The 20,785-nt window shown below is 72.9% G+C and carries 13 protein-coding genes; 5 read left to right on the top strand and 8 right to left on the bottom strand.

Going from position 1 to position 20,785, the window contains the following annotated elements:
- Positions 1 to 107: 107 nt before the first annotated feature.
- On the top strand, positions 108 to 1,691 hold the full coding sequence (locus ABZX75_RS13560) for a helix-turn-helix domain-containing protein (RefSeq protein ID WP_355410303.1): 1,584 nt from the start codon (positions 108 to 110) through the stop codon (positions 1,689 to 1,691).
- 107 nt (positions 1,692 to 1,798) lie between these two features.
- On the opposite strand, the gene sucD is transcribed toward ABZX75_RS13560, so the two are convergent.
- From sucD to ABZX75_RS13535, 5 genes are all read right to left on the bottom strand, one after another.
- Complete coding sequence (gene sucD, locus ABZX75_RS13555; protein WP_355410302.1) at positions 1,799 to 2,689, bottom strand: succinate--CoA ligase subunit alpha; 891 nt, start codon at positions 2,687 to 2,689, stop codon at positions 1,799 to 1,801.
- Positions 2,690 to 2,710: 21 nt separating this feature from the next.
- Positions 2,711 to 3,889 carry an ADP-forming succinate--CoA ligase subunit beta gene (gene sucC, locus ABZX75_RS13550; RefSeq protein ID WP_355410301.1) on the bottom strand — a complete coding sequence of 393 codons (1,179 nt, stop codon included), beginning with the start codon at positions 3,887 to 3,889 and terminating at the stop codon, positions 2,711 to 2,713.
- A 413-nt stretch (positions 3,890 to 4,302) separates the two neighbouring features.
- Entirely contained in the window at positions 4,303 to 5,508 is a 1,206-nt protein-coding gene (locus ABZX75_RS13545) for a VWA domain-containing protein (RefSeq protein ID WP_355410300.1), read from the bottom strand.
- A gap of 113 nt (positions 5,509 to 5,621) precedes the next feature.
- Complete coding sequence (locus tag ABZX75_RS13540; protein ID WP_355410299.1) at positions 5,622 to 8,021, bottom strand: DUF5682 family protein; 2,400 nt, start codon at positions 8,019 to 8,021, stop codon at positions 5,622 to 5,624.
- Positions 8,018 to 9,124: an AAA family ATPase gene (locus tag ABZX75_RS13535; protein WP_355410298.1), complete on the bottom strand. Its 1,107-nt coding sequence runs from the start codon at positions 9,122 to 9,124 to the stop codon at positions 8,018 to 8,020. Before ABZX75_RS13535 ends, ABZX75_RS13540 begins: the two co-directional genes overlap by 4 nt.
- Positions 9,125 to 9,258: 134 nt before the next feature.
- Here ABZX75_RS13535 and ABZX75_RS13530 point away from each other — a divergent pair, with 134 nt between their 5' ends.
- Positions 9,259 to 10,596 carry an SWIM zinc finger family protein gene (locus ABZX75_RS13530; protein WP_355410297.1) on the top strand — a complete coding sequence of 446 codons (1,338 nt, stop codon included), beginning with the start codon at positions 9,259 to 9,261 and terminating at the stop codon, positions 10,594 to 10,596.
- A 274-nt stretch (positions 10,597 to 10,870) separates the two neighbouring features.
- The gene (locus ABZX75_RS13525) at positions 10,871 to 12,454 is read left to right on the top strand and encodes a DUF5691 domain-containing protein (RefSeq protein ID WP_355410296.1); all 1,584 of its coding nucleotides are present in this window, start codon (positions 10,871 to 10,873) and stop codon (positions 12,452 to 12,454) included.
- A gap of 288 nt (positions 12,455 to 12,742) precedes the next feature.
- On the opposite strand, the gene ABZX75_RS13520 is transcribed toward ABZX75_RS13525, so the two are convergent.
- Entirely contained in the window at positions 12,743 to 13,144 is a 402-nt protein-coding gene (locus ABZX75_RS13520; RefSeq protein ID WP_355410295.1) for a cobalamin B12-binding domain-containing protein, read from the bottom strand.
- Between the two features lie 211 nt (positions 13,145 to 13,355).
- Here ABZX75_RS13520 and ABZX75_RS13515 point away from each other — a divergent pair, with 211 nt between their 5' ends.
- Together ABZX75_RS13515 and ABZX75_RS13510 are read left to right on the top strand one after the other, a co-directional pair.
- Positions 13,356 to 14,147 carry an alpha/beta fold hydrolase gene (locus ABZX75_RS13515; RefSeq protein WP_355410294.1) on the top strand — a complete coding sequence of 264 codons (792 nt, stop codon included), beginning with the start codon at positions 13,356 to 13,358 and terminating at the stop codon, positions 14,145 to 14,147.
- A 164-nt stretch (positions 14,148 to 14,311) separates the two neighbouring features.
- Positions 14,312 to 15,991 (top strand): M23 family metallopeptidase, encoded by a 1,680-nt coding sequence (locus ABZX75_RS13510; RefSeq protein WP_355410293.1) that lies wholly within the window; start codon positions 14,312 to 14,314, stop codon positions 15,989 to 15,991.
- Positions 15,992 to 16,019: 28 nt separating this feature from the next.
- On the opposite strand, the gene pcrA is transcribed toward ABZX75_RS13510, so the two are convergent.
- Positions 16,020 to 18,593: a DNA helicase PcrA gene (gene pcrA / locus ABZX75_RS13505; protein ID WP_355410292.1), complete on the bottom strand. Its 2,574-nt coding sequence runs from the start codon at positions 18,591 to 18,593 to the stop codon at positions 16,020 to 16,022.
- A gap of 210 nt (positions 18,594 to 18,803) precedes the next feature.
- Positions 18,804 to 20,291, bottom strand: a complete 1,488-nt coding sequence (locus tag ABZX75_RS13500) for a VCBS repeat domain-containing M23 family metallopeptidase (RefSeq protein WP_355410291.1) — start codon at positions 20,289 to 20,291, stop codon at positions 18,804 to 18,806.
- Positions 20,292 to 20,785: the final 494 nt, after the last annotated feature.

Raw genomic sequence — 20,785 nt, 5'->3', positions numbered from 1 at the left:
CCAACGACACGCGCTATGGGCGGGTAACAGGCGAATGCCCGTGGTGTCGCCCAATATACGTTTATGTACTTTTTCGCCCAGGGCTGTCGGGTCGCGGGGAGTGTGGCATGACACAAAGCGTCGAGTCGACCTCGACCTCGGCTTCCGCTTCGGCTGCGGCTGCGGCTGCGGCTGCGCCGACGCGCCTCCCGTCCCCGAAGGAGCGCCGCAGACTGCGGGAAGCGGCGGCCCTGACGCACGAGGACGTCGCGGCGGCGGTGGGCGTCACCCCGACGACGGTCCGCGCCTGGGAAACCGGCCGCACGCGCCCCCGCGGCCATAAACGCGAGGCCTACGCACGGTTCCTGGCCCGCCTCGCGCCCGCACCACCGCAGGACACCGCTGCCGCCCCAGACGCGGCCCCCCAGGAGCCCGACCGCTCAGCCGGGGCCTCCGCCTCACCGGCTCCACCGGAGGAGCAGGCCGACGGCGGCTCCACCGCCGGGGCGGACGGGGCCGTACGGGCAGCGGAGCCACCCGTCGAGTCGCCGTCCCGGCCCGAGGCACCGGTTTCCGTCGAGGCGGGCACGGAGGGCATCACCACCACCCCCGGTCCGGGGAGCGGAGTCGCCGAAGCCGCCGAAGGGCATCCGGCCCCGCAGCAGGCCGATCCGCGGACCGACACGCCGACGGAAGCCGCAGAACCGGCGGCGGCCTCGGAAGCGGCGGCCCCGCCGGAAGCCGATGGGCCCGCGGCCCCACGGGAGCCCGAGGAACGCGAGGAGCCCGAGGAACGCGAGGAGCCCGGGGAACGCGAGGAGCCCGGGGAACGCGAGGAGCCCGCGGCACCTCCGGCGGCCGAGGAACCTCCGGCGGCCGACGCACCCGCGGCGCGGCCGAGCGCCGCCGCCACCGCGTTCGACGCCCTCTACGGCCACGCCGCCCCCGTGCTCGTCCGGCAGGCGTACGTGCTCACCGGCCGCCGGGACCTCGCCCAGGAGGCAGTGGAGCGAGCGTTCCAGCAAGCCTGGGTGCGCTGGCCCGAGGTGGCCACCGACCCCGACCCCGTGGGCTGGGTGCGCGCGGCCGCGTACGAGTACGCCCTCTCCCCGTGGCACCTGTTCCGCCGGGTCCACCGGCACCCCGACAAGCCCCCCGCCGAGCCCGCCGACCGGATCCTGCTGGAGGCCATGCTCGCGCTGCACCCCATCCACCGCCGTACCGTGCTGCTCTACGACGACGTCGGCCTCGACCTGCCCGACACCGCCGCCGAGACCGAGGCCACCACCCCCACCGCCGGTGGCCGGCTCCTGCGCGCACATGCCGAGCTGGCGGAGCGGATCCCCGAACTGGTCGACGTACCGCCCGAGAAGCAGTCCGCGGTGCTGCGGGACCGGTTCACCGCCCTGAAGCCGGCCGTACCGCTGGAGCCGCCCCCGGCGGCCGCCGTACGCGTCGGTGCGGAGAACCGCCTCCGGGTCTGGACCCGCGCGGCGCTCGGCCTGACCGCGGTGATCGCCGTCGCGACCGCCTACACCGCCACGACCGCGCCCACCCACTACGCGCCCCCGTACGCTCCCGGCGCGAGCGTCTCCGGGGTGCCGCCGCTCAGCGGCCCGCAGCAGCTCACCGACGAGAGCAGGGAGCTCCACGACATGCTGCGCGCCGTCCCGGGCGCCGGACCGGCCCGCATCGCCCCCCGGATCGAATGAGGCGCGGCGGAAACGGGCGTGGCCCGCACCCGTGAAGGGTGCGGGCCACGCCCGTACGGACAGCCTGTGCGACAGGCGACAGGCGACAGTTGCCAGGCGCCAGTCGACTACTGCGCGGCGTTCAGGATGGCGCGCGCGAGCTCCGCCGTCTCGGTCGGCGTCTTGCCGACCTTCACGCCGGCGGCCTCGAGGGCCTCCTTCTTGGCCTGTGCGGTGCCAGAAGAACCGGACACGATGGCGCCCGCGTGGCCCATGGTCTTGCCCTCGGGGGCGGTGAAGCCCGCGACGTAGCCGACGACCGGCTTGGTGACGTTCGACGCGATGAAGTCCGCCGCACGCTCCTCGGCGTCGCCGCCGATCTCACCGATCATGACGATCAGGTCGGTGTCGGGGTCGGCCTCGAACGCCGCCAGGGCGTCGATGTGCGTCGTGCCGATGACCGGGTCGCCACCGATGCCGACGGCCGAGGAGAAGCCGATGTCACGGAGCTCGTACATCATCTGGTAGGTCAGCGTGCCGGACTTGGACACGAGACCGATGCGGCCGGGCTTGGTGATGTCGCCCGGGATGATGCCGGCGTTGGACTGACCGGGGGTGATCAGACCCGGGCAGTTCGGGCCGATGATCCGCGTCTTGTTGCCCTTGGAGCAGGCGTACGACCAGAAGGCGGCGGAGTCGTGGACCGCGATGCCCTCGGTGATGACGACGGCCAGCGGGATCTCGGCGTCGATGGCCTCGACGACGGCGGCCTTGGCGAAGGCCGGCGGGACGAAGAGGACGGAGACGTTCGCGCCCGTCTTCTCCATCGCCTCGGCGACCGAACCGAAGACCGGGATCTCGGTGCCGTCGAAGTCGACGGTGGTGCCGGCCTTGCGCGGGTTCACGCCGCCGACGATGTTGGTGCCGTCAGCCAGCATCAGCTTGGTGTGCTTCATGCCCGTGGCACCGGTCATGCCCTGGACGATGACCTTGCTGTCCTTGTTGAGGAAGATAGCCATGTGAGTCTGTGACCTCTGCCCTTACTTCGCAGCCGCGAGCTCGGCGGCCTTGTCGGCCGCGCCGTCCATGGTGTCCACGCGCTGCACCAGCGGGTGGTTGGCGTCCGAGAGGATCCTGCGACCCAGCTCGGCGTTGTTGCCGTCGAGACGGACGACGAGCGGCTTGGTGACCGCCTCGCCCTTCTCCTCCAGCAGAGCCAGCGCCTGGACGATGCCGTTGGCGACCTCGTCACACGCGGTGATGCCACCGAAGACGTTGACGAAGACGGACTTGACGTCCGGGTCGCCGAGGATGATCTCGAGACCGTTCGCCATGACGGCGGCGGAGGCGCCACCGCCGATGTCGAGGAAGTTGGCGGGCTTGACGCCGCCGTGGTTCTCACCGGCGTAGGCGACGACGTCGAGGGTGCTCATGACGAGACCCGCGCCGTTGCCGATGATGCCGACCTCACCGTCGAGCTTGACGTAGTTGAGGTTCTTCGCCTTGGCGGCGGCCTCGAGCGGGTTCGCCGCCGCGTGGTCCACGAACTCCTCGTGGCCCGGCTGGCGGAACTCGGCGTTCTCGTCGAGCGAGACCTTGCCGTCGAGCGCGAGCACGCGGCCGCCCTCGACCTTGGCGAGCGGGTTGACCTCGACGAGGAGCGCGTCCTCGGCGATGAAGGTGTCCCACAGGGTCACCAGGATCTCGGCGACCTGCTCGGCCACGGCCTCCGGGAACTTCGCCTGGGCGACGATCTCGCGGGCCTTCTCGATGGTCACGCCCTCGTTGGCGTTGACCGGGACCTTCGCGAGGGCCTCGGGGGTCTTCTCCGCGACCTCCTCGATGTCCATGCCACCCTGCACCGAGGCCATGGCCAGGAAGGTGCGGTTGGTCCGGTCGAGGAGGTAGGAGACGTAGTACTCCTCGTCGATCTTCGGAGCGGTCTCGGCGATCATCACCTTGTGGACCGTGTGGCCCTTGATGTCCATGCCGAGAATGTCCGTCGCGCGGGCGACGGCCTCGTCCGGGGTGGCGGCGAGCTTCACGCCGCCGGCCTTGCCGCGGCCGCCGACCTTCACCTGCGCCTTGACGACCGACTTGCCGCCCAGCCGCTCGGTGGCCTCGCGAGCCGCCTCAGGCGTGTCGATGACTTCACCGGCCAGCACCGGTACACCGTGCTTGGCGAAGAGGTCCCTCGCCTGGTACTCGAACAGGTCCACGCGCGTCCGTCCCTTGTCTTTTTTAAAGATTCGCAGTGATTCGCGGTTATCTGCTATCTGCGTGGGCGTGCCGCGGAGGGCAACGTGACGGCGCTGTCACAAGGAAGGCGCACACGGTGACCGTGGACGCGGCATGTCCGTCCCGCAGGTTATCCCCGTGGGCCGTAGGTCCCTAAATCACAGATCACACCGGAGCGGTGATACCTGTCACAGATCGCCTCACGGTTGAGCTGGAACTTCGTGCGATCCGCCGATTTCCAAGGGCGCCCCGCGCACCCGTGCGCGCGCCCGTGTGCGAAGCGGTACGTGCACCCGTTGGAGGGCGGGCGAGGCGCCGGGCGAGGTCTGTATGACGGCTGTACGAGGGCCCGGGCGCGGACCCGGCGAAGGACCGCGGGCGCCACCTCCACGGGTCAGGGCATCGGCAGGGGCTGCTTCTCCAGTGCGGCGGCCATGACGTCCGGGAACAGGTCGGGGGTACAGGCGAAGGCCGGCGCGCCCAGCGCCGCAAGGGCGGCGGCATGCTCGCGGTCGTAGGCGGGAGCGCCCTCGTCGGACAGGGCGAGGAGGGTCACGAACTCGACCCCCGCTCCCTTCATCGCCGCGACCCGCTTGAGCATCTCGTTCCGTATGCCGCCCTCGTAGAGATCACTGATCAGGACGACGACGGTGTCGGCAGGACGGGTGATCTTCGACTGGCAGTAGGCCAGCGCCCGGTTGATGTCGGTGCCGCCGCCCAGCTGGGTGCCGAACAGCACGTCCACCGGATCGTCGAGCTGATCTGTCAGGTCCACGATGGCGGTGTCGAAGACGACGAGGCGGGTGGCGATCGAGCGCATCGAGGCGAGGACGGCGCCGAAGACGGAGGCGTAGACGACGGAGGCCGCCATCGAACCCGACTGGTCGATGCAGAGGATCACCTCCTTCTTCACCGACTGCGCCGCCCGGCCGTAACCGATCAGCCGCTCGGGGACGACGGTGCGGTACTCGGGCAGGTAGTTCTTGAGGTTGGCCCGGATGGTGCGGTTCCAGTCGATGTCGTGGTGGCGGGGCCGGCTCACCCTGGCGGAACGGTCCAGAGCGCCGGTGAGCGTGGCCCGGGTGCGGGTCGCGAGTCGCTTCTCCAGCTGCTCGACCACCTTGCGGACCACCGCCCGCGCGGTCTCCTTCGTCGTCTCCGGCATCGCCTTGTTCAGCGAGAGCAGGGTCCCGACGAGGTGGACGTCCGGCTCGACGGCCTCCAGCATCTCCGGCTCCAGCAGCAGGCTGGACAGGCCGAGCCGCTCGATCGCGTCCCGCTGCATGATCTGGACCACCGAGCTCGGGAAGTACGTCCGGATGTCCCCGAGCCAGCGGGCCACATTCGGCGCGGAGCCCCCGAGGCCGGCCGACCGCTCCCCCGCCGCCCTGCGGGACCCACCGGTGCCGGCGGCGCTCGCGCCGCCGCCGTACAGCGCACCGAGCGCGGCGTCCATCGCCGCGTCCCGGCCGGTCAGCGCGCACCCGGTCCCGTCGGCCTCTCCCCCGCCGAGCACCATCCGCCACCGCCGCAGCCGCTCACTCCCGGCGCCGTCCGTGCCCGCCGCCACCGCGGGGCCGTTCTCACTCGTCCTGGTCATTGCCCTGCCCCCTCGTCGTCCCACTGCTTCACGTCTCCACGCCGGCCACTCCGCCCGCCCCATCCACCCCGCCCCACCACCCGGCCACGGAAGCCCCGCACTCGGCCCGGCCGTCAGGGCGCCGGCGCCACCTCCTCGGCCCGCGGCCCGGCCAGGAGCATCCGGACCAGTTCCTCCACCGCGTCCGCGCGGTCCCGGTCCAGCTCGGCGGCGAAGCCCTCGGGCGCCGAACCCGGACCGGTCGCCGCCGCCGAGCCGCCGGGGCCGCGGCGGACCAGCTCGCCCAGGGTCCGCTTCACGCCCGGCTCGTACGCCCCGAACGTCCGCCGCAGCAGCGGCAGTACGTCGGTGAAGGCGCGCTCCGGCACTCCCACCAGCCAGGCGTCGATCAGCCCGAGCAGCCGGTCGTCGTGGACCAGCAGCGTGCCGCCGCCCGAACTCCCGCCCGCGAAGCCCTCGATCCAGCCCGCCGCGTCGGCAGGGGCGGACGCCGGTGACAGGGCGAGCCCCATCAGCCGGGCCGTCTCCTCGGGCGGCAGCCGCCCGTCGTCGAGCAGCAGCCGGGCCGCCCTGCCACGGATCAGGCCCGGGACGGTGTCCCGGCCGGCCAGCGTGCGCAGCACCGCGGACCAGCGCTCGCGCAGCCCTTCCTCCGCGCCGTCCAGCAGGCCGACGGCCCCGTGCACCCCGTCCACATGGCCCCGCAGCTCCGCCGCCGCGTCGGCGTCCAGAGCACCGGTGCAGGCGGGCGGCAGGGCCACGCATATCCGCTCGGCGAGCCCGGCCGCCACGGTGCCCAGGGCCGCCGCGTCGGTGCCCCGGACGTCGCCGTACCGCAGCGAGCGGGCCAGCGCCGGCAGGGCCTTGGCCAGCCGCGCCACATCGGTGTCCAGCGCGGCCCGGTCCGCGAGCGCCCGCAGTACGGCGGGCAGCGCCTCCGAGAGCCCGGCCAGCAGGCACCGCTCGGCCAGCGCCGTCACCTCGCCCAGCTCCTCGGCCCCCGCCGCGTCCGCCTCGGCCTTGGCGGTGGCGGCCGCCAGGACGGTGGTGCCCCAGATCCCGGCCTCGGCGACCCGCACCGACAGCTCCGGCTCCCAGCGCAGCCGCCATGTCTCCCGGAAGGTTCCGGTGCTCCCCCGCGAGGCGGTCGGCGTGCCCCACTCGATGCCGAGCAGCCGCAGCCGGTGCAGCAGCAGGGACTTCGCCGTGTCGGTGTCCTTGCGCAGGTCGAGCTCCAGCTCGCGGTCCCGCGCCTCGGCCTTGAGCCGCAGTGAGCGCTGCTGCCGGGTCAGGTCGCGCTGCAGCGGTACGACGGGCGCCGCGTCCGGGACCTCGCCGAGCACGTCTCCGACGACGAGGCGGTCCTCGATCAGCGCGAGCGGTATGTCGGAGCCGTCGCACATCACGGCCCGGACCGCTTCCATGGTCTCCGTCAGCCCGGGCAGCGGCCGCCCGCGCATGGCGCCCAGGGTGTCGGCCAGCCGGACCGCCTCGATGACGTGCGCCGAGGAGACCTGCCGGTCCTCCTCCCGCAGCAGGCCCGCGACCTTGGTGAGCCACCGCTCGACGGGCCGGTCCCGGGCCGAGAAGAGGTGTGCGTACCAGCCGGGCGAGGCGATCCCGGCGCCGTATCCGCCGGCCCGGGCTAGCCGGCGGTGGGTCCAGGGCACCCAGGTGGTCTCCACCTTGACCTTGGGCAACCCGGTGAGCAGGGCCTTGTCGGCCGCCGCTGTGGTCTTCGCCGCCAGCGCCGGCACGTGCCAGGCTCCGCACACCACCGCGTAGGCATCACCGAACTCCCGGCGGGCGGCCCGCATGCGCTGCCTCATGTGGGCCTCGCGCACCAGGTCCCGGGCGTGGCCGCCGTCCCCGTACGCCTCCCGCAGGGCGCCCATGGCCTCCGCGAGCGCCTCGAACGCGCCGAGCGCGTTCTCCCGTACGCCTCCGGTGCCCCGGTGTTCGACCACGTCCTCCCACCAGCGCTCGGGGTCGTCGTACCCGGCGGTCTCGGCCAGCACCGCGAGCGGGTCCAGCCGCCCCCGGTCGGCTTCCGGCGCATCGGGCGTGTCCGGGGCCGGGATAGGGGCCGGGCTCGGGGCCGGGGCCGGGGCGCCTTCGGCGGCCGGAGCCTGGGTGGCCAGCGAGTGCGCGGCCGGGAGGTCGATGAACCGCACCGGTACCCCGGCCCGCTGCGCCCAGCGGATCGCGACCCACTCGGGAGAGAAGTCGGCCAGCGGCCAGAACGCCGCCCGGCCGGGGTCGTCCGCGGCGTGCGCGAGCAGCGCCACGGGCGGCCGCATCCCGGGATCGGCGGCCAGTTCGAGCAGCGCGTCCCCCTCGGGCGGTCCTTCGATCAGCACGGCCGCCGGCCGGGCGGCGTCGAGGGCGGCCCGCACGGCGCGGGCCGAGCCGGGCCCGTGGTGCCGTACGCCCAGCAGCAGCGGCCCCCGCGTCGCCCATGGCCCGGCCGCTGCCGGAGAGCTGTCGGTGGCGGCCTCGGCCGTGGGGCTCATACCGTCACCTCCCGGCAGGCGCGGTAGAAGTCCTTCCAGCCGTCCCGCTCGCGGACCACGGCCTCCAGGTACTCCTGCCAGACGACCTTGTCGGCGGCCGGGTCCCGGATCACGGCGCCGAGGATGCCCGCGGCCACGTCGGAGGGGCGCAGCACGCCGTCCCCGAAGTGGGCCGCCAGGGCCAAACCGCCCGTGACGACCGAGATGGCCTCGGCGGTGGAGAGAGTGCCGCTGGGCGACTTCACCTTCGTACGGCCGTCGCCGGTGACGCCGTCGCGCAGCTCGCGGAACACGGTGACGACGCGGCGGATCTCCTCCAGCCCCTCGGGTGCGGCGGGCAGTTCGAGGGCGCGGCCCATCTGGTCGACGCGGCGGGCGACGATGTCGACCTCGGCGTCGGCGGTGGCGGGCAGGGGCAGTACGACGGTGTTGAAGCGGCGGCGCAGCGCGCTGGAGAGCTCATTGACCCCGCGGTCGCGGTCGTTGGCGGTGGCGATGAGGTTGAAGCCGCGCACGGCCTGCACCTCCTCGCCGAGCTCCGGTATGGGGAGCGTCTTCTCGGACAGGACGGTGATGAGGGTGTCCTGGACGTCTGCGGGGATTCGGGTGAGTTCCTCGACGCGGGCGGTCATGCCGTCGGCCATGGCGCGCATGACGGGGCTGGGGACGATGGCTTCGCGGCTGGGGCCGTGGGCGAGGAGCCGGGCGTAGTTCCAGCCGTACCGGATGGCTTCTTCGGGGGTGCCGGCGGTGCCTTGGACGAGGAGGGTGGAATCGCCGCTGACGGCGGCGGCGAGGTGTTCGGACACCCAGGTCTTGGCGGTGCCGGGGACGCCGAGCAGGAGCAGGGCGCGGTCGGTGGCCAGGGTGGTGACGGCGACTTCGACGATGCGGCGCGGCCCGACGTACTTGGGTGTGATCACCGTCCCGTCGGGGAGTTCACCGCCGAGCAGATACGTCGCCACGGCCCACGGGGAGAGCTTCCAACGGGTGGGGCGGGGCCGGTCGTCGGCCGCTTCCAAGGCTTTCAGTTCGTGTGCGAAGGCGTCTTCGGCGTGCGGTCGCAGCGCCTCGGCGCCGGTGCTGTTCTCGGGCATGGTCATGGTCCCCCTCCGATGCTCGGCAGCCGCTTCCGACTGCTGCCACCACGGTGCACCACGCCACTGACAACGGACCTTGTTCGAAGCGTTGTTGCAGGTCAGAGTGATTGTCAGTGGGGGTCCCTACGGTGGTTCACATGACTGAGCAGGGGGTCCGCTGGACGGCGGAACAAGTACTGGCTCTGGCTCCTGACGATGCCTCACGCAAGGCGGGAGGCAGACTCGGCGGGGCGGGGCCGTGGTCGCAGATCGGAGGTTCCGCTTCCGGTTCGGTGTGGGGGTTGTGCAAGGGCAGCGGCAGCAAGCCGTACCGGACGGTCGTGGACCTGACGGGCCCGGCGTACAAGTGCTCCTGCCCGAGTCGGAAGTTCCCGTGCAAGCACGCGCTCGGGCTGCTGCTGCTCTGGGCCGCCGAGGGGGTGGGCGAGCCCGGCGAAGTGCCGGACTGGGCCGCGGAGTGGCTGGCGGAGCGGGCGGTGAAGGCCGCGCGTCCGGCTGCCGGGGCGGGCCGGCCGGTGGACGAGGAGGCGGTCCGTCGGCGGGCCGAGCGCCGGGCGGCCCGCGTGGGCGCGGGTGTCACCGAGCTGGAGCAGCGGCTCGCTGACCTGCTGCGCGGCGGCCTCGCCGGCCAGGAGCAGACGGGGTACGCGGCCTGGGAGGAGACCGCCGCCCGGATGGTCGACGCGCAGGCGCCCGGACTTGCCGCGCGGGTACGGGAGTTGGGGACGATACCCAGTTGCGGCCCGGGCTGGCCCGCCCGGATGCTGGAGGAGGCGGCGCTGCTGCACCTGCTGGACCGGGCCTGGCTCGGGGTGTCGTCGCTGCCGGAACCGCTGGCCGCAACGGTCCGCGGCCGGGTGGGACTGCCGGCCTCCGGGGAGGCGGAGGCCGTACGGGACCGCTGGCTCGTGCTGGCCCAGTACGACTCGGTGTCACCGGACGGCCGGCTCACCACCCGCCGGATATGGCTGCGCGGGCTGGCGAGCGGTCGGCCCGCGCTGGTGCTGGACTTCGGACCGCCCGGGCGCCCGCCGGGGCTGGCGCTGCCGGTGGGGCTGGTACTGGAGGCGGAGACCCGCTTCCGGCCCGGCTCGGCGGGGCTGCGGGCGGACCTCGGGGAGCGGTTCGCGGCGGCCGCGCCCTGCGCGGAGGTCCCGGCCGGGATCAGTACGGGAGCTGCCCTGGAGGCGTATGGGGCGGCGCTGCGGGAGGACCCCTGGCTGGATTCCTGGCCGGTGGTCCTGGGCCCGGTGATCCCGGTACCGGGAGAGCTCGGCTGGCAGCTGGCGGACGCGGAGGGCACCTCCGCGCTGCCGGTCGCCGTCGCCGGGGGACGTTCGCGCTCCGGCCTGTGGCAGCTCGCCGCCCTCTCGGGCGGCGGACCGGTCACCGTCTTCGGCGAGTGCGGCCACCGCGGTTTCACGCCGCTGACGGCCTGGCAGCCGGGCCGGGCGGAGCCGGTGGCGCTGAGCTGACCGGAGAAAGCCTGCCGGAGCGCCGGGGGGCGCGAAAGGCGGGGAGCGAGGGAGACAGGGAGGAAAGGGAGGGGGAGCGAAGGGACGCGGGGGCGTCGTAGGGAGGGCGCGGGCCGTGGCGGCGCGGGGGCGTCGGCGCGTGGCGACGAGAAGCCGGGGGGCTTTTGTGAACGACAACCATGCCAGTTGAGCGCATGTGAGCGGGGACATCGACAGCTCCGGTCCCGTGGAGGGGACGGGACCGGAGCGCAGTACTCGACGAGGGAGGGGCCTGATGGGCAAGGGTGACGAGGGGTACGGGGACTGGGACGACCTGGTCGGCGCCGCGCTGCTGGGCACCGAACGGCGGCGCGGCGGAGGGCCGGCCGGCTCGCCGGAGGCGCTGTTGGACGCGGCGGCCCTGCACACCGTGCGCCGCCGGGCCGGGCTGCGGCCCGCCGAGGCCGGCCCCCGGCCGGAGCCCGCGGCACGGGACCCGCGCCCGGCACCACCGGAGCCGGCCCGGCGGCGGCTCGCACAGTTGCTGGCCGGCCGGACCGGCGCGGGCAGCGGGGGCGGGCGGCGCGGCGCCGCCCCGGATCTGACGGAGCTGCTGCCGCAGTGGCTGGCCGCGGCCGGACGCCACGGCTACCGGGCGCCGGCCGCGCTCGTGCCGGCCCTGCTGGACGCGGCCCGGGCCCGCACGGATCTGCGGCCGCAGGCGCTGGCCCTGGCCGGGCCGCGGGGCCTGTGGCTGGCGCGGCTCAATCCCGACTGGCGGTTCGCCCTGCGCGGCGGGGCCGGCGGCGCGGGGGAACTGCCGGACGTGACGGACCGGGAGGGCGTGGAACGGCTGTGGCAGGAGGGGCTGTTCGCGGAGCGGGTGGCGCTGCTGGGCGCCGTGCGGGCTCATGAGCGGGCGGCCGCACCACGGCTGCTGGCGACGACGTGGGCCACCGAACGGGCCGAGGACAGGCTGATGTTCCTCGATTCGCTGAGGGCGGGGCTGTCGGAGGGGGACGAGCCGTTCCTGGAGGCGGCCCTGGGCGACCGCAGCCGCAATGTCCGGGCGACGGCCGCGGAGCTGCTGTCCGCGCTGCCCAGGTCGGCGCTGGCGGGGCGGATGGCGGAGCGGGCGCTGGCCTGCGTCGGCCCTGAGGGGGTGACACCGCCGGCCGAGTGCGATGCGGGGATGCTGCGGGACGGCGTGGTCAAGCGGCCGCCGGCCGGGCGCGGGGAACGGGCCTGGTGGCTGGGCCAGCTGGTGGAGGCGGCGCCGCTGTCCTGCTGGCGGGAGCGGTTCGGGGGGCTCGGACCGGCGCAGATCGTGGCGCTGCCGGTGGCCGCCGGCGAGGGCTGGGCGGAGGAACTGCACGCGGCGTGGTGCCGGGCGGCCGTCCGGCAGCGGGACGCGGAGTGGTCGCACGCCCTGCTCGGCGAGGCGTCCGCGCCGCCCGCTGCGGGCCCGGGCACGGCGTCGCTGGCGGAACGGGCGAAGCTGCTTCAGACGCTGCCGGAGGGCGAGCGGGCGGAGTGGGTCGCGCGGTTCATACGGGCGCACGGGCTGTCGGAGGCGTTCCAGCTGCTCGGCGTGTGCGTGGTGCCGTGGGCGGGGGCGCTGGGACGGGCGGTGGTGGACGCGCTGGAGTCGGCCCGGGAGGCGGGCAGCTACCCGTGGAGCTTCAGCGGGGTGATGGGCCTGGCGGAACGCTGCCTCGACCCTGCGGAGGCAGGCCGTCTGGAGGCCCTGACCGCCGCCGTGGAAGACCCGCCGGACGCGTCTCCCGGCGCCGCGGCGTACTGGGCGGAAGCCTTCCAGCGCCTGGTGGCGACCCTCCACCTCCGCGCGGCGATGCTGTCGGAACTGACCCCGACGTAACCGTTGCGGCCGCCCCGGGCTCCGGCTCACCGCGGCCCGCAGCCCTCGCGGCCCCGGCGGTCGCGTAGACCACTGGTACGCAGCCCGGCCCGGGCCAGCCCCGTACCCCGCACCTGACCGCGCCCGTCCCGTCCGGCCCACAGGCCGGTGCCCAGACCAGGCCGGTGCGGGGATGGCCGGTGCCGGGATGGCCGGCCTGGCCGGGCGGCGCCGCGCCCAAGGGTGCGGGGCGGTCGGCCGCAGACGCGCGGGCGGGGGCGCGGCGGGGATCAAGGACCCGCCGGGGGGCTACTGGCGGACGTGCGCGCGGACCCAGTCCACGATCGACGTCGTCGTCGCGCCCGGGGTGAAGATCTCGGCCACGCCCTTCTCCTTGAGGGGGGCGATGTCGCCCTCCGGGATGATGCCGCCGCCGAAGACCTTGATGTCCTCCGCCTCCCGCTCCTTCAGCAGCTCGATCACCCGGGCGAAGAGCGTGTTGTGCGCGCCGGACAGGATCGAGAGGCCGATCGCGTCGGCATCCTCCTGGATGGCGGTGTCCACGATCTGCTCGGGGGTCTGGTGGAGGCCGGTGTAGATGACCTCCATGCCCGCGTCCCGCAGCGCCCGCGCGATCACCTTGGCGCCGCGGTCGTGGCCGTCGAGACCCGGCTTGGCCACCACCACACGGATCGGACCGGTCACACCCATCGCACTGCCTCCCGAGTGAACGAACGTTAAGTACAGCATTGCGCACGCCACCGTTTCACGGTCAACCAGGAGGGGGAAATCACACGTGGGACGGCGTTGATTCACCGCCATCGTTATCCGCGCCCCCGTGCCGCCAGCCGCACGGCACGGTGGCGCGGCAGGCCGGGGGCGTGTCCGGCCGCCATCCCAAGAGGCTTTGGGGAGGCCGTCAATGGGGCTGTCCGTACCCTTGTCCGTACCTTTCTCCGGTGCCGCCTTGCGGGCCGGCGCGCTGGAGGTGGTCGTCCTCGGCGGACACCTGCTCCTCTATGCCACCGGAGTGCGCCAGGAGAAGGTGGTCATCACCGGCCCTCCCGCGACCGCGACACGGCCCCCCGTCCTCCTTCTCCACGGGTTCACCGACAACCGCTCGGTCTTCGTCCTGCTGCGCCGCGCCCTCGGGGCGGAGGGCCGGCGGCACGTGGAGGCGTACAACTACTCCCCCTTCACCCGCGACCTTCGCGTCACCGCCCGCCATCTCGCCCGGCGGGTCGAGGAGCTGTGTGACCGCACGGGGCAGGAGCAGGTGGACCTGGTCGGGCACAGCCTCGGCGGGCTGGTCGGCCGTTACTACGTCCAGCGGCTCGGCGGCCACGCCCGCGTCCGCACGCTCGTCACGCTCGGTACCCCGCATTCCGGGACGCTGGTCGCCCCCCTGCTGGACGCGCATCCCATGGTCCGCCAGATGCGACCCGACTCGGAGGTGATCGTCGAGCTCGCCGCGCCCGCGCCCGGTTGCCCGACCCGGTGCGTGGCGTTCTGGAGCGAGTTCGACGCGCTGATGACTCCGGTGGGGACGGCGCGCATCATCCACCCGGATCTAGCGGTGGAGAACGTGCAGGTCACCGGTATCGGGCATCTCGCGCTGCCCGCCCATCCCTCCGTGATCGCGGCGGTCCGGCGCGTGCTCGACGGGCCCGGCCCGACGGTGGCCGGGGGAACGGGCGCCGCTTCCGTGGCGTAGCCGCCAAACGGCCGCCACTCGAACGAATATCGAACTCAAGGCCAAGGCTACGTCTTTCGGCGACCGAAAGGCGGCCGAATGCCCGGTTCCGGGGATCCGGGGACCCGGGGAAGATTGTCGTTGCGAGTAACCGCCGGGTACAGTCACGCCACTGCTCTCCTCCGGTGAACTTCGAGTTCCCGGCCACCCAGGCCCCCACTGCCGAGGCGAAAGAGAAGTTGGTGAACGACCGCCCCTCGTCGGGCCCGTACCCCGATAACGGGTATGACGGCCTTTCCACCACCACTTTCGCTGGTGACTCGACCTACGTTTCCTATGAAACGCAGGGCCAAGGGGTCAATTACGCCGCCTACGGCTCCTACGAGACAGGCGCGTACGACACCACCGCGTGGGCCTCCCAAGACAATTACCTGTCCACGATCCCCCACCAGGGGACGCCCGAGGACACCACCGGGCAGTACGACGCGAGCGCCTGGAACACGCCGGGCGCGCAGTATCAGGGCTACCCGGACCCACAGCCCGCCTCCTTCGGCTACGACGCCTCCGCGGAGCAGACCGGACACTGGGCGATGCCGGGCTACGGCACCACCGGCACCGAGACCGGCGCCTACGACGCCACCGCCTGGAACACCGTCCCCGGCACCGGCACCGGCACCGACCCTCAGGCCCAGGCCCAGGCCCAAATGCAGCCCCAGCCCGAGGCGCAGGCCGAAGCCGCCTACGCGTACGAGTACCAGCCCGCACAGCAGTACGAGCAGCCGTACGAGCAACAGCAGCCGTACGAGCAGGAGTCGTACGAGCAGCAGCAGTACGCGTACGACACCTCGGCCGCCTCCACCGGTTACGCCTACGAGGCTCCGGCCGCCGCCGAGCCCGACACCTACAGCGAAACCACCGTCTTCGAGGCGGTCCCCGACGAAGAGGCCGACTTCCGGCCCACCGCCGAGGCCCACGACCTGCCCACCCAGACCATGCCCGTGAGCGCGGCCTCGCCGTCGACGGCCCACGAGCCGCGCGCCGCGCGCCGGACCGCCGCCAAGGGGAACGCAAAGGGCAACGGCAAGGCGAACGCCAAGGCCGCGACGGGCAAGGCGGGCGGCAGCAGCCGTCGCCGCACCCCGGCGAAGCGTTCCGCCCTGCTGACCGTGGCGATGCCTTCCGTCTGCGTGATGGGCGTCGCCGGCGTCGCGGCCGCCTCCGTCGGCGGGCTCACCGGCACGGAGAAGCCTGCCGAGGACACCACCACGATGGCCGCGCCCGACCCGGCCTCGGTGAAGCCGGTCGCGGCGAACACCAAGCTCGACACCCAACTGGCCGCGCTCAGCGCCGACGCGGGCGACTTCGCGGACCGCGCGAGCCGCACGCAGGAGCGCATCGACCTGCGTCAGCGTCAGGAGGAGGAGAAGAAGAAGAAGGCGGAGGAGGCCGCGGCCAAGGAGGCGGCCCGCCCCAAGTTCGCGATCCCCGTGGAGCGTCAGGGCCTCAGCGCCAGTTACGGCCAGTCCGGCGGCATGTGGATGTCCGTGCACACCGGTATCGACTTCCCGGTCTCCTACGGAACCCCCGTCATGGCCGCCACCGACGGCACCGTGCGCACCCAGTACAACAGCGCCTACGGGAACATGGCCATAGTGACCTCGCCCGACGGCACCGAGACCTGGTACTGCCACCTCAGCAGCACCAAGATCCGCGGCGGCAAGGTCAAGGCCGGCGAGGTCATCGCCTACTCGGGCAACTCCGGCAACTCCACCGGCCCGCACCTCCACTTCGAGGTACGGCCCGGCGGCGGGGCCGCGGTGGACCCCCTGCCGTGGCTGCGCAGCCACGGGCTGGATCCCACGTAGCGGGAGCAGCGCTGCGGCTGCTGCTGCGCTACAGCTTCTGCACCGGCGCGTAGCGCAGCAGCAGCCGCTTCGGCTTGTCGTCCCCGAAGTCGATGGTGGCCTGCGCGTCCGCGCCCGCTCCCTTGACCTCCATGACGGTGCCGAGCCCGAACTGGTCGTGCGTCACCCGGTCCCCGACCACCAGCGCGACGACCGGCTTGTCGGTGGCCCGGCGCGTCGCGAATCCTGACGGGCCCGCCTTCGTACGCGACGAGGACAGGAACGACTCCGGCGAGGTGCCGAACGTGGCCTTCCCGGAACCGGAACCGAAACCGGAACCCGAGCCGGATCCGTAGCCCGAGCTCCGCATCGGGCCCGCCGGCTTCTGGGCCGCGCCCGTGCGCTTCCACTGCAGGTACTGCTCCGGGATCTCCTCCAGGAACCGCGACGGCGGGTTGTAGGAGGGCGTCCCCCACGCGCTGCGCATGGAGGAGCGGGTCAGGTACAGCCGCTCGCGCGCCCGCGTGATGCCGACGTACGCCAGGCGCCGCTCCTCCTCCAGCTCCTTGGTCTGGCCCAGCGCCCGCATGTGCGGGAAGACGCCGTCCTCCATGCCGGTCAGGAAGACCACCGGGAACTCGAGGCCCTTGGCGGTGTGCAGGGTCATGAGCGTGATGACGCCCGTGCCCTCCGTCTCCTCGTCCGGGATCTGGTCGGAGTCGGCGACGAGCGCGACCTGCTCCAGGAACTCGGCGAGCGTGCCGGGCCCCGGACCGGCGGCCGCGTCCGCACCGGCCGCTTCCGCGTCAGCACCAGCGCCCGCACCCGCGCCCTCGGCCGCGGCGGCCTCCCGCGCCTGCTCGAACTCCAGCGCCACCGCCGCCAGTTCCTGGAGGTTCTCGATCCGCGTCTCGTCCTGCGGGTCGGTCGACGCCTGGAGCTCCGCGAGGTAGCCCGTACGCTCCAGCACCGCCTCCAGCACCACCGCCGGGCCCGCGCCCGAGTCGACGATCGTGCGGAGCTCCTCCATCAGTACGTTGAACCGCTTCACCGCGTTGGTCGAGCGGGCGGCCATGCCGAAGGCCTCGTCCACGCGCCGCAGCGCCTGCGGGAAGGTGATCTTCTCGCGCATCGCGAGCGCGTCGATCATCGCCTCCGCGCGCTCGCCGATGCCGCGCTTGGGTACGTTGAGAATGCGGCGCAGCGGGACGTTGTCCTCGGGGTTCGCGAGGACGCGCAGGTACGCGAGGACGTCCCGGACCTCCTTGCGCTCGTAGAAGCGGACGCCGCCGACGACCTTGTAGGGCAGGCCGACCCGGATGAAGATCTCCTCGAACACGCGGGACTGAGCATTGGTCCGGTAGAAGATCGCGACATCGCCCGCCTTGGCCTCGCCGGCGTCCGTCAGCCGGTCGATCTCGTCGGCGATGAACTGCGCCTCGTCGTGCTCGGTGTCGGCGACGTACCCCGTGATCACCGCCCCGCTGCCGGCCTCGGTCCAAAGGTTCTTCGCGCGGCGGTTCTCGTTGCGCTCGATGACCGCGTTGGCGGCGGACAGGATCGTCTGCGTGGAGCGGTAGTTCTGCTCCAGCAGGATCGTCGTCGCGTTCGGGTAGTCCTCCTCGAACTGGAGGATGTTGCGGATCGTCGCGCCACGGAAGGCGTAGATCGACTGGTCGGCGTCACCCACCACGCACAGCTCGGCCGGCGGCAGGTCCTGATAGCCGGTGCCGACCAGCTCGCGCACGAGCGTGTACTGAGCGTGGTTGGTGTCCTGGTACTCGTCCACGAGGACGTGCCGGAAGCGGCGCCGGTAGTGCTCGGCGACATCCGGGAACGCCTGGAGCAGGTGGACCGTGGTCATGATGATGTCGTCGAAGTCGAGCGCGTTGGCCTCGCGCAGCCGCCCCTGGTACATCGCGTACGCCTGGGCCAGCGTCTTCTCGAAACCATCGACTGCCTGGTCGGCGAAGGCTTCCTCGTCGATCAGCTCGTTCTTCAGGTTGGAGATCTTGGCGCTGAAGGCCTTCGGCGGGAACTTCTTCGGGTCCAGGTCCAGGTCGCGGCAGACGAGCGCCATCAGACGCTTCGAGTCGGCCGCGTCGTAGATCGAGAACGAGGACGTGAAACCGAGCCTCTTCGACTCGCGGCGCAGGATACGGACGCAAGCGCTGTGGAAGGTGGACACCCACATGGCGTGGGCGCGCGGGCCGACCAGGCTCTCGACGCGTTCCTTCATCTCACCGGCGGCCTTGTTGGTGAAGGTGATCGCCAGGATCTGACCGGGGTGGACGTGCCGCGCGGACAGCAGGTGCCCGATGCGGTGGGTCAGCACCCGGGTCTTTCCGGAGCCGGCGCCGGCCACGATGAGCAGCGGCGAGCCCGCGTGCACCACGGCCGCGCGCTGCTGCTCATTGAGCCCTTCCAGGAGCGTCGCCGGGTCGATGACGGGCTTGCGGGCCCCGTCCCGGTAGTACGCGTCCCCGCTCATGGGTACGTCGAACCGGCCCCCGAAGAGATCGTCCGCGCCCGCTTCGGGGGCGGCGTGATCCTCGGGCGGCGGCGGGACCTCGTCGGAGGGGGTGAGGTCCGCCAGGAAGCTGTCGTCAAAGAGGCTGCTCATCGCCCTCCGAGTCTAGGGGGCCGGACCGACAGTCGGTCCCGGGCCCGGGAAAATCGGGGATGTGAAGCCGGGGCGGGCATGCCGCGAGGTGGCCTGCCCCCGGGGGGACAGGCCACCTCCTGCGTCACATGCCGGGCCGGGTTCCGGGCCTGACAGGGGGCCGGAACGGGGGCCGACCGGGGCCCGACCGGCAGGCCGGGCCGGGCCGGACTACCAGCCGCTGCTGCCGATCTCCTTGCGGGCACCCAGGCCACTGCCCGTACCCGGGTAGAGGAAGAGCTTGCCGGTCGAGTTCTGTACCGCGACCAGGTCGTCGGCGCCCGTGGCGCCCTGGAGGTCTCCGCCGATCAGGTCGGACATGCCGTTCCAGCCGCTCGACCCGATCTCGACGCGCGGGCTCAGGTAGCCCTTGTCACCGGGGTAGAGGAAGAGCTTGCCGGAGGACTCCTCGACCGCCACCAGGTCCTGCTTGCCGCTGTTGTTGACGTCCATGCCGGTCAGGTTCGACATGCCGTTCCAGCCGCCCGTACCGATCTCCTTGCGGGCACCGAGCTGGCCGCCGACCGAGCCGGGGTAGAGGAAGAGCTTGCCGGTGGACTTCTCCACCGCCGCGATGTCGGAGACGACGTCGCCGTTGAGGTTGAGCGCGGTCAGGTCGGACATGCCGTTCCAGCCGCCCGTACCGATCAGGATCCGGCCGCCGGCGCCTATGGTCGAGTTGTCCGCGCCCTTGTAGAGCCAGAGCTCGCCCGTGGACTCCTTCACCGCGACGATGTCGTCCTTGCCGTCGCCGGTGAAGTCGCCGCCGGTCAGATTGGACATCCCGAGCCAGCCGCTCGTACCGATCAGGACGCGGCTGCTGCCGGCTGCGATGGTCCCGGTGGCGCTGCCCTGGTACATCCACAGCTTGCCGGTGGACTTCTCGACGGCCACCACGTCGAGCACGCCGTCGCCGGTCAGGTCGGGCGACGCCAGATCGATCATGCCGGTGTCGCCGGTGGTGGTGCCGCCCGGTCCCTCGGGCTTGGGGTCAGCCGGCGGGGCCACGCAGTTCTTGCTGGTCAGCGACGCATCGGGGTAGAAGGCGGTGCCGTTGAACACGGTGCGCTGGTAGCTGCTGTTCAGGCGCTGCTCGAAGTGCAGGTGGGGGCCGGTGGAGCCGCCGGTGCTGCCCACGAGGCCGATCAGCTCGCCGGCCGCGACCCGCTGGCCCTCCTGCACCTTGAAGGCGTTGAGGTGGGCGTACAGCGTGCTCCAGCCGCCGCCGTGGTCGATGGTGATGAACTTTCCGTAGCTGGTGCTGCCCTTGTCCCGCAGGTGGACCGTGCCGCCGGCGCTGGCCAGCACGGGCTTGTTCGTGGTCGTGCTGCCGTGCGTCCAGTCGACGGCGTTCGCGGAGGGGCTGTGCGCGGGGCGGGAGTCGCCGAACCAGGTCTCACCGCACGTGAACGGCATCTGGAACTTGGGGCGGGTATCGCTGGTGGCGTACATCGCCATCGGCGGCGCGTCGTAGGAGTCGGGCAGGCCCATCTCCGCGGCGGTCAGTACGGGCAGCACCTCGTGGTGGTCCTCGCCCTCGGCCTGGGCGCCGCTGATGGAGAGGGCGGTGGCCGCGAGGGTGGCGCAGATCAGTCCGGTGGCGATGCGGAGCCGCTTCGACATGCGGCGCGGGGAGGTCGGGGAGGGCGAAGAGAACACGGGGAGGTCCAAACCGGCACACGGGTGCCAAGGGAGAGGGGAAGCTGGAAGAGTCGAGGTGGAGCGGGAGTGCGGCGAGCCGCGGGACCGCCGGAGCCGCGGGCCCAGGTGTGCGGCGCGGAGTCAGGCGCGGGCACGGGTGGCGCGGGCACGGGGAACCGTGGGCGCGGGCGGGGCGGGGAGCGGGAGCCATCAGGCCCCCGCGGCCCCGGGGTCGGCCGGCTCAGACGGGCGAACGGCCACCCGAGTCGGCCCGGCGGACTACCTGCCGCCCCGGGCAGGCGAGACGGGAGGCGGCGCTTCATGCCCACAGGCCCGGGGTCGGCTGGCTCGGACGGGCGGGCGGCACCCGCCCTGGCGGACTACCTGCCGCCCCGGGCAGGCGAGACGGGAGGCGGCGCTTTATGGCCACAGGCCCGGGATCGGCCGGTTCGGGCGGCGAACCGCCACCTGCCCCGGTCGGGCGGAGTACCGACCGCCGCAGCGCCGCACCG

This window comes from Streptomyces sp. NPDC003038 (assembly GCF_040611115.1).
Taxonomy (GTDB): Bacteria; Actinomycetota; Actinomycetes; order Streptomycetales; family Streptomycetaceae; genus Streptomyces.
The sequence above is the reverse complement of the archived record's forward strand: the minus strand, read 5'-3'. Positions and strand labels throughout refer to the sequence as shown.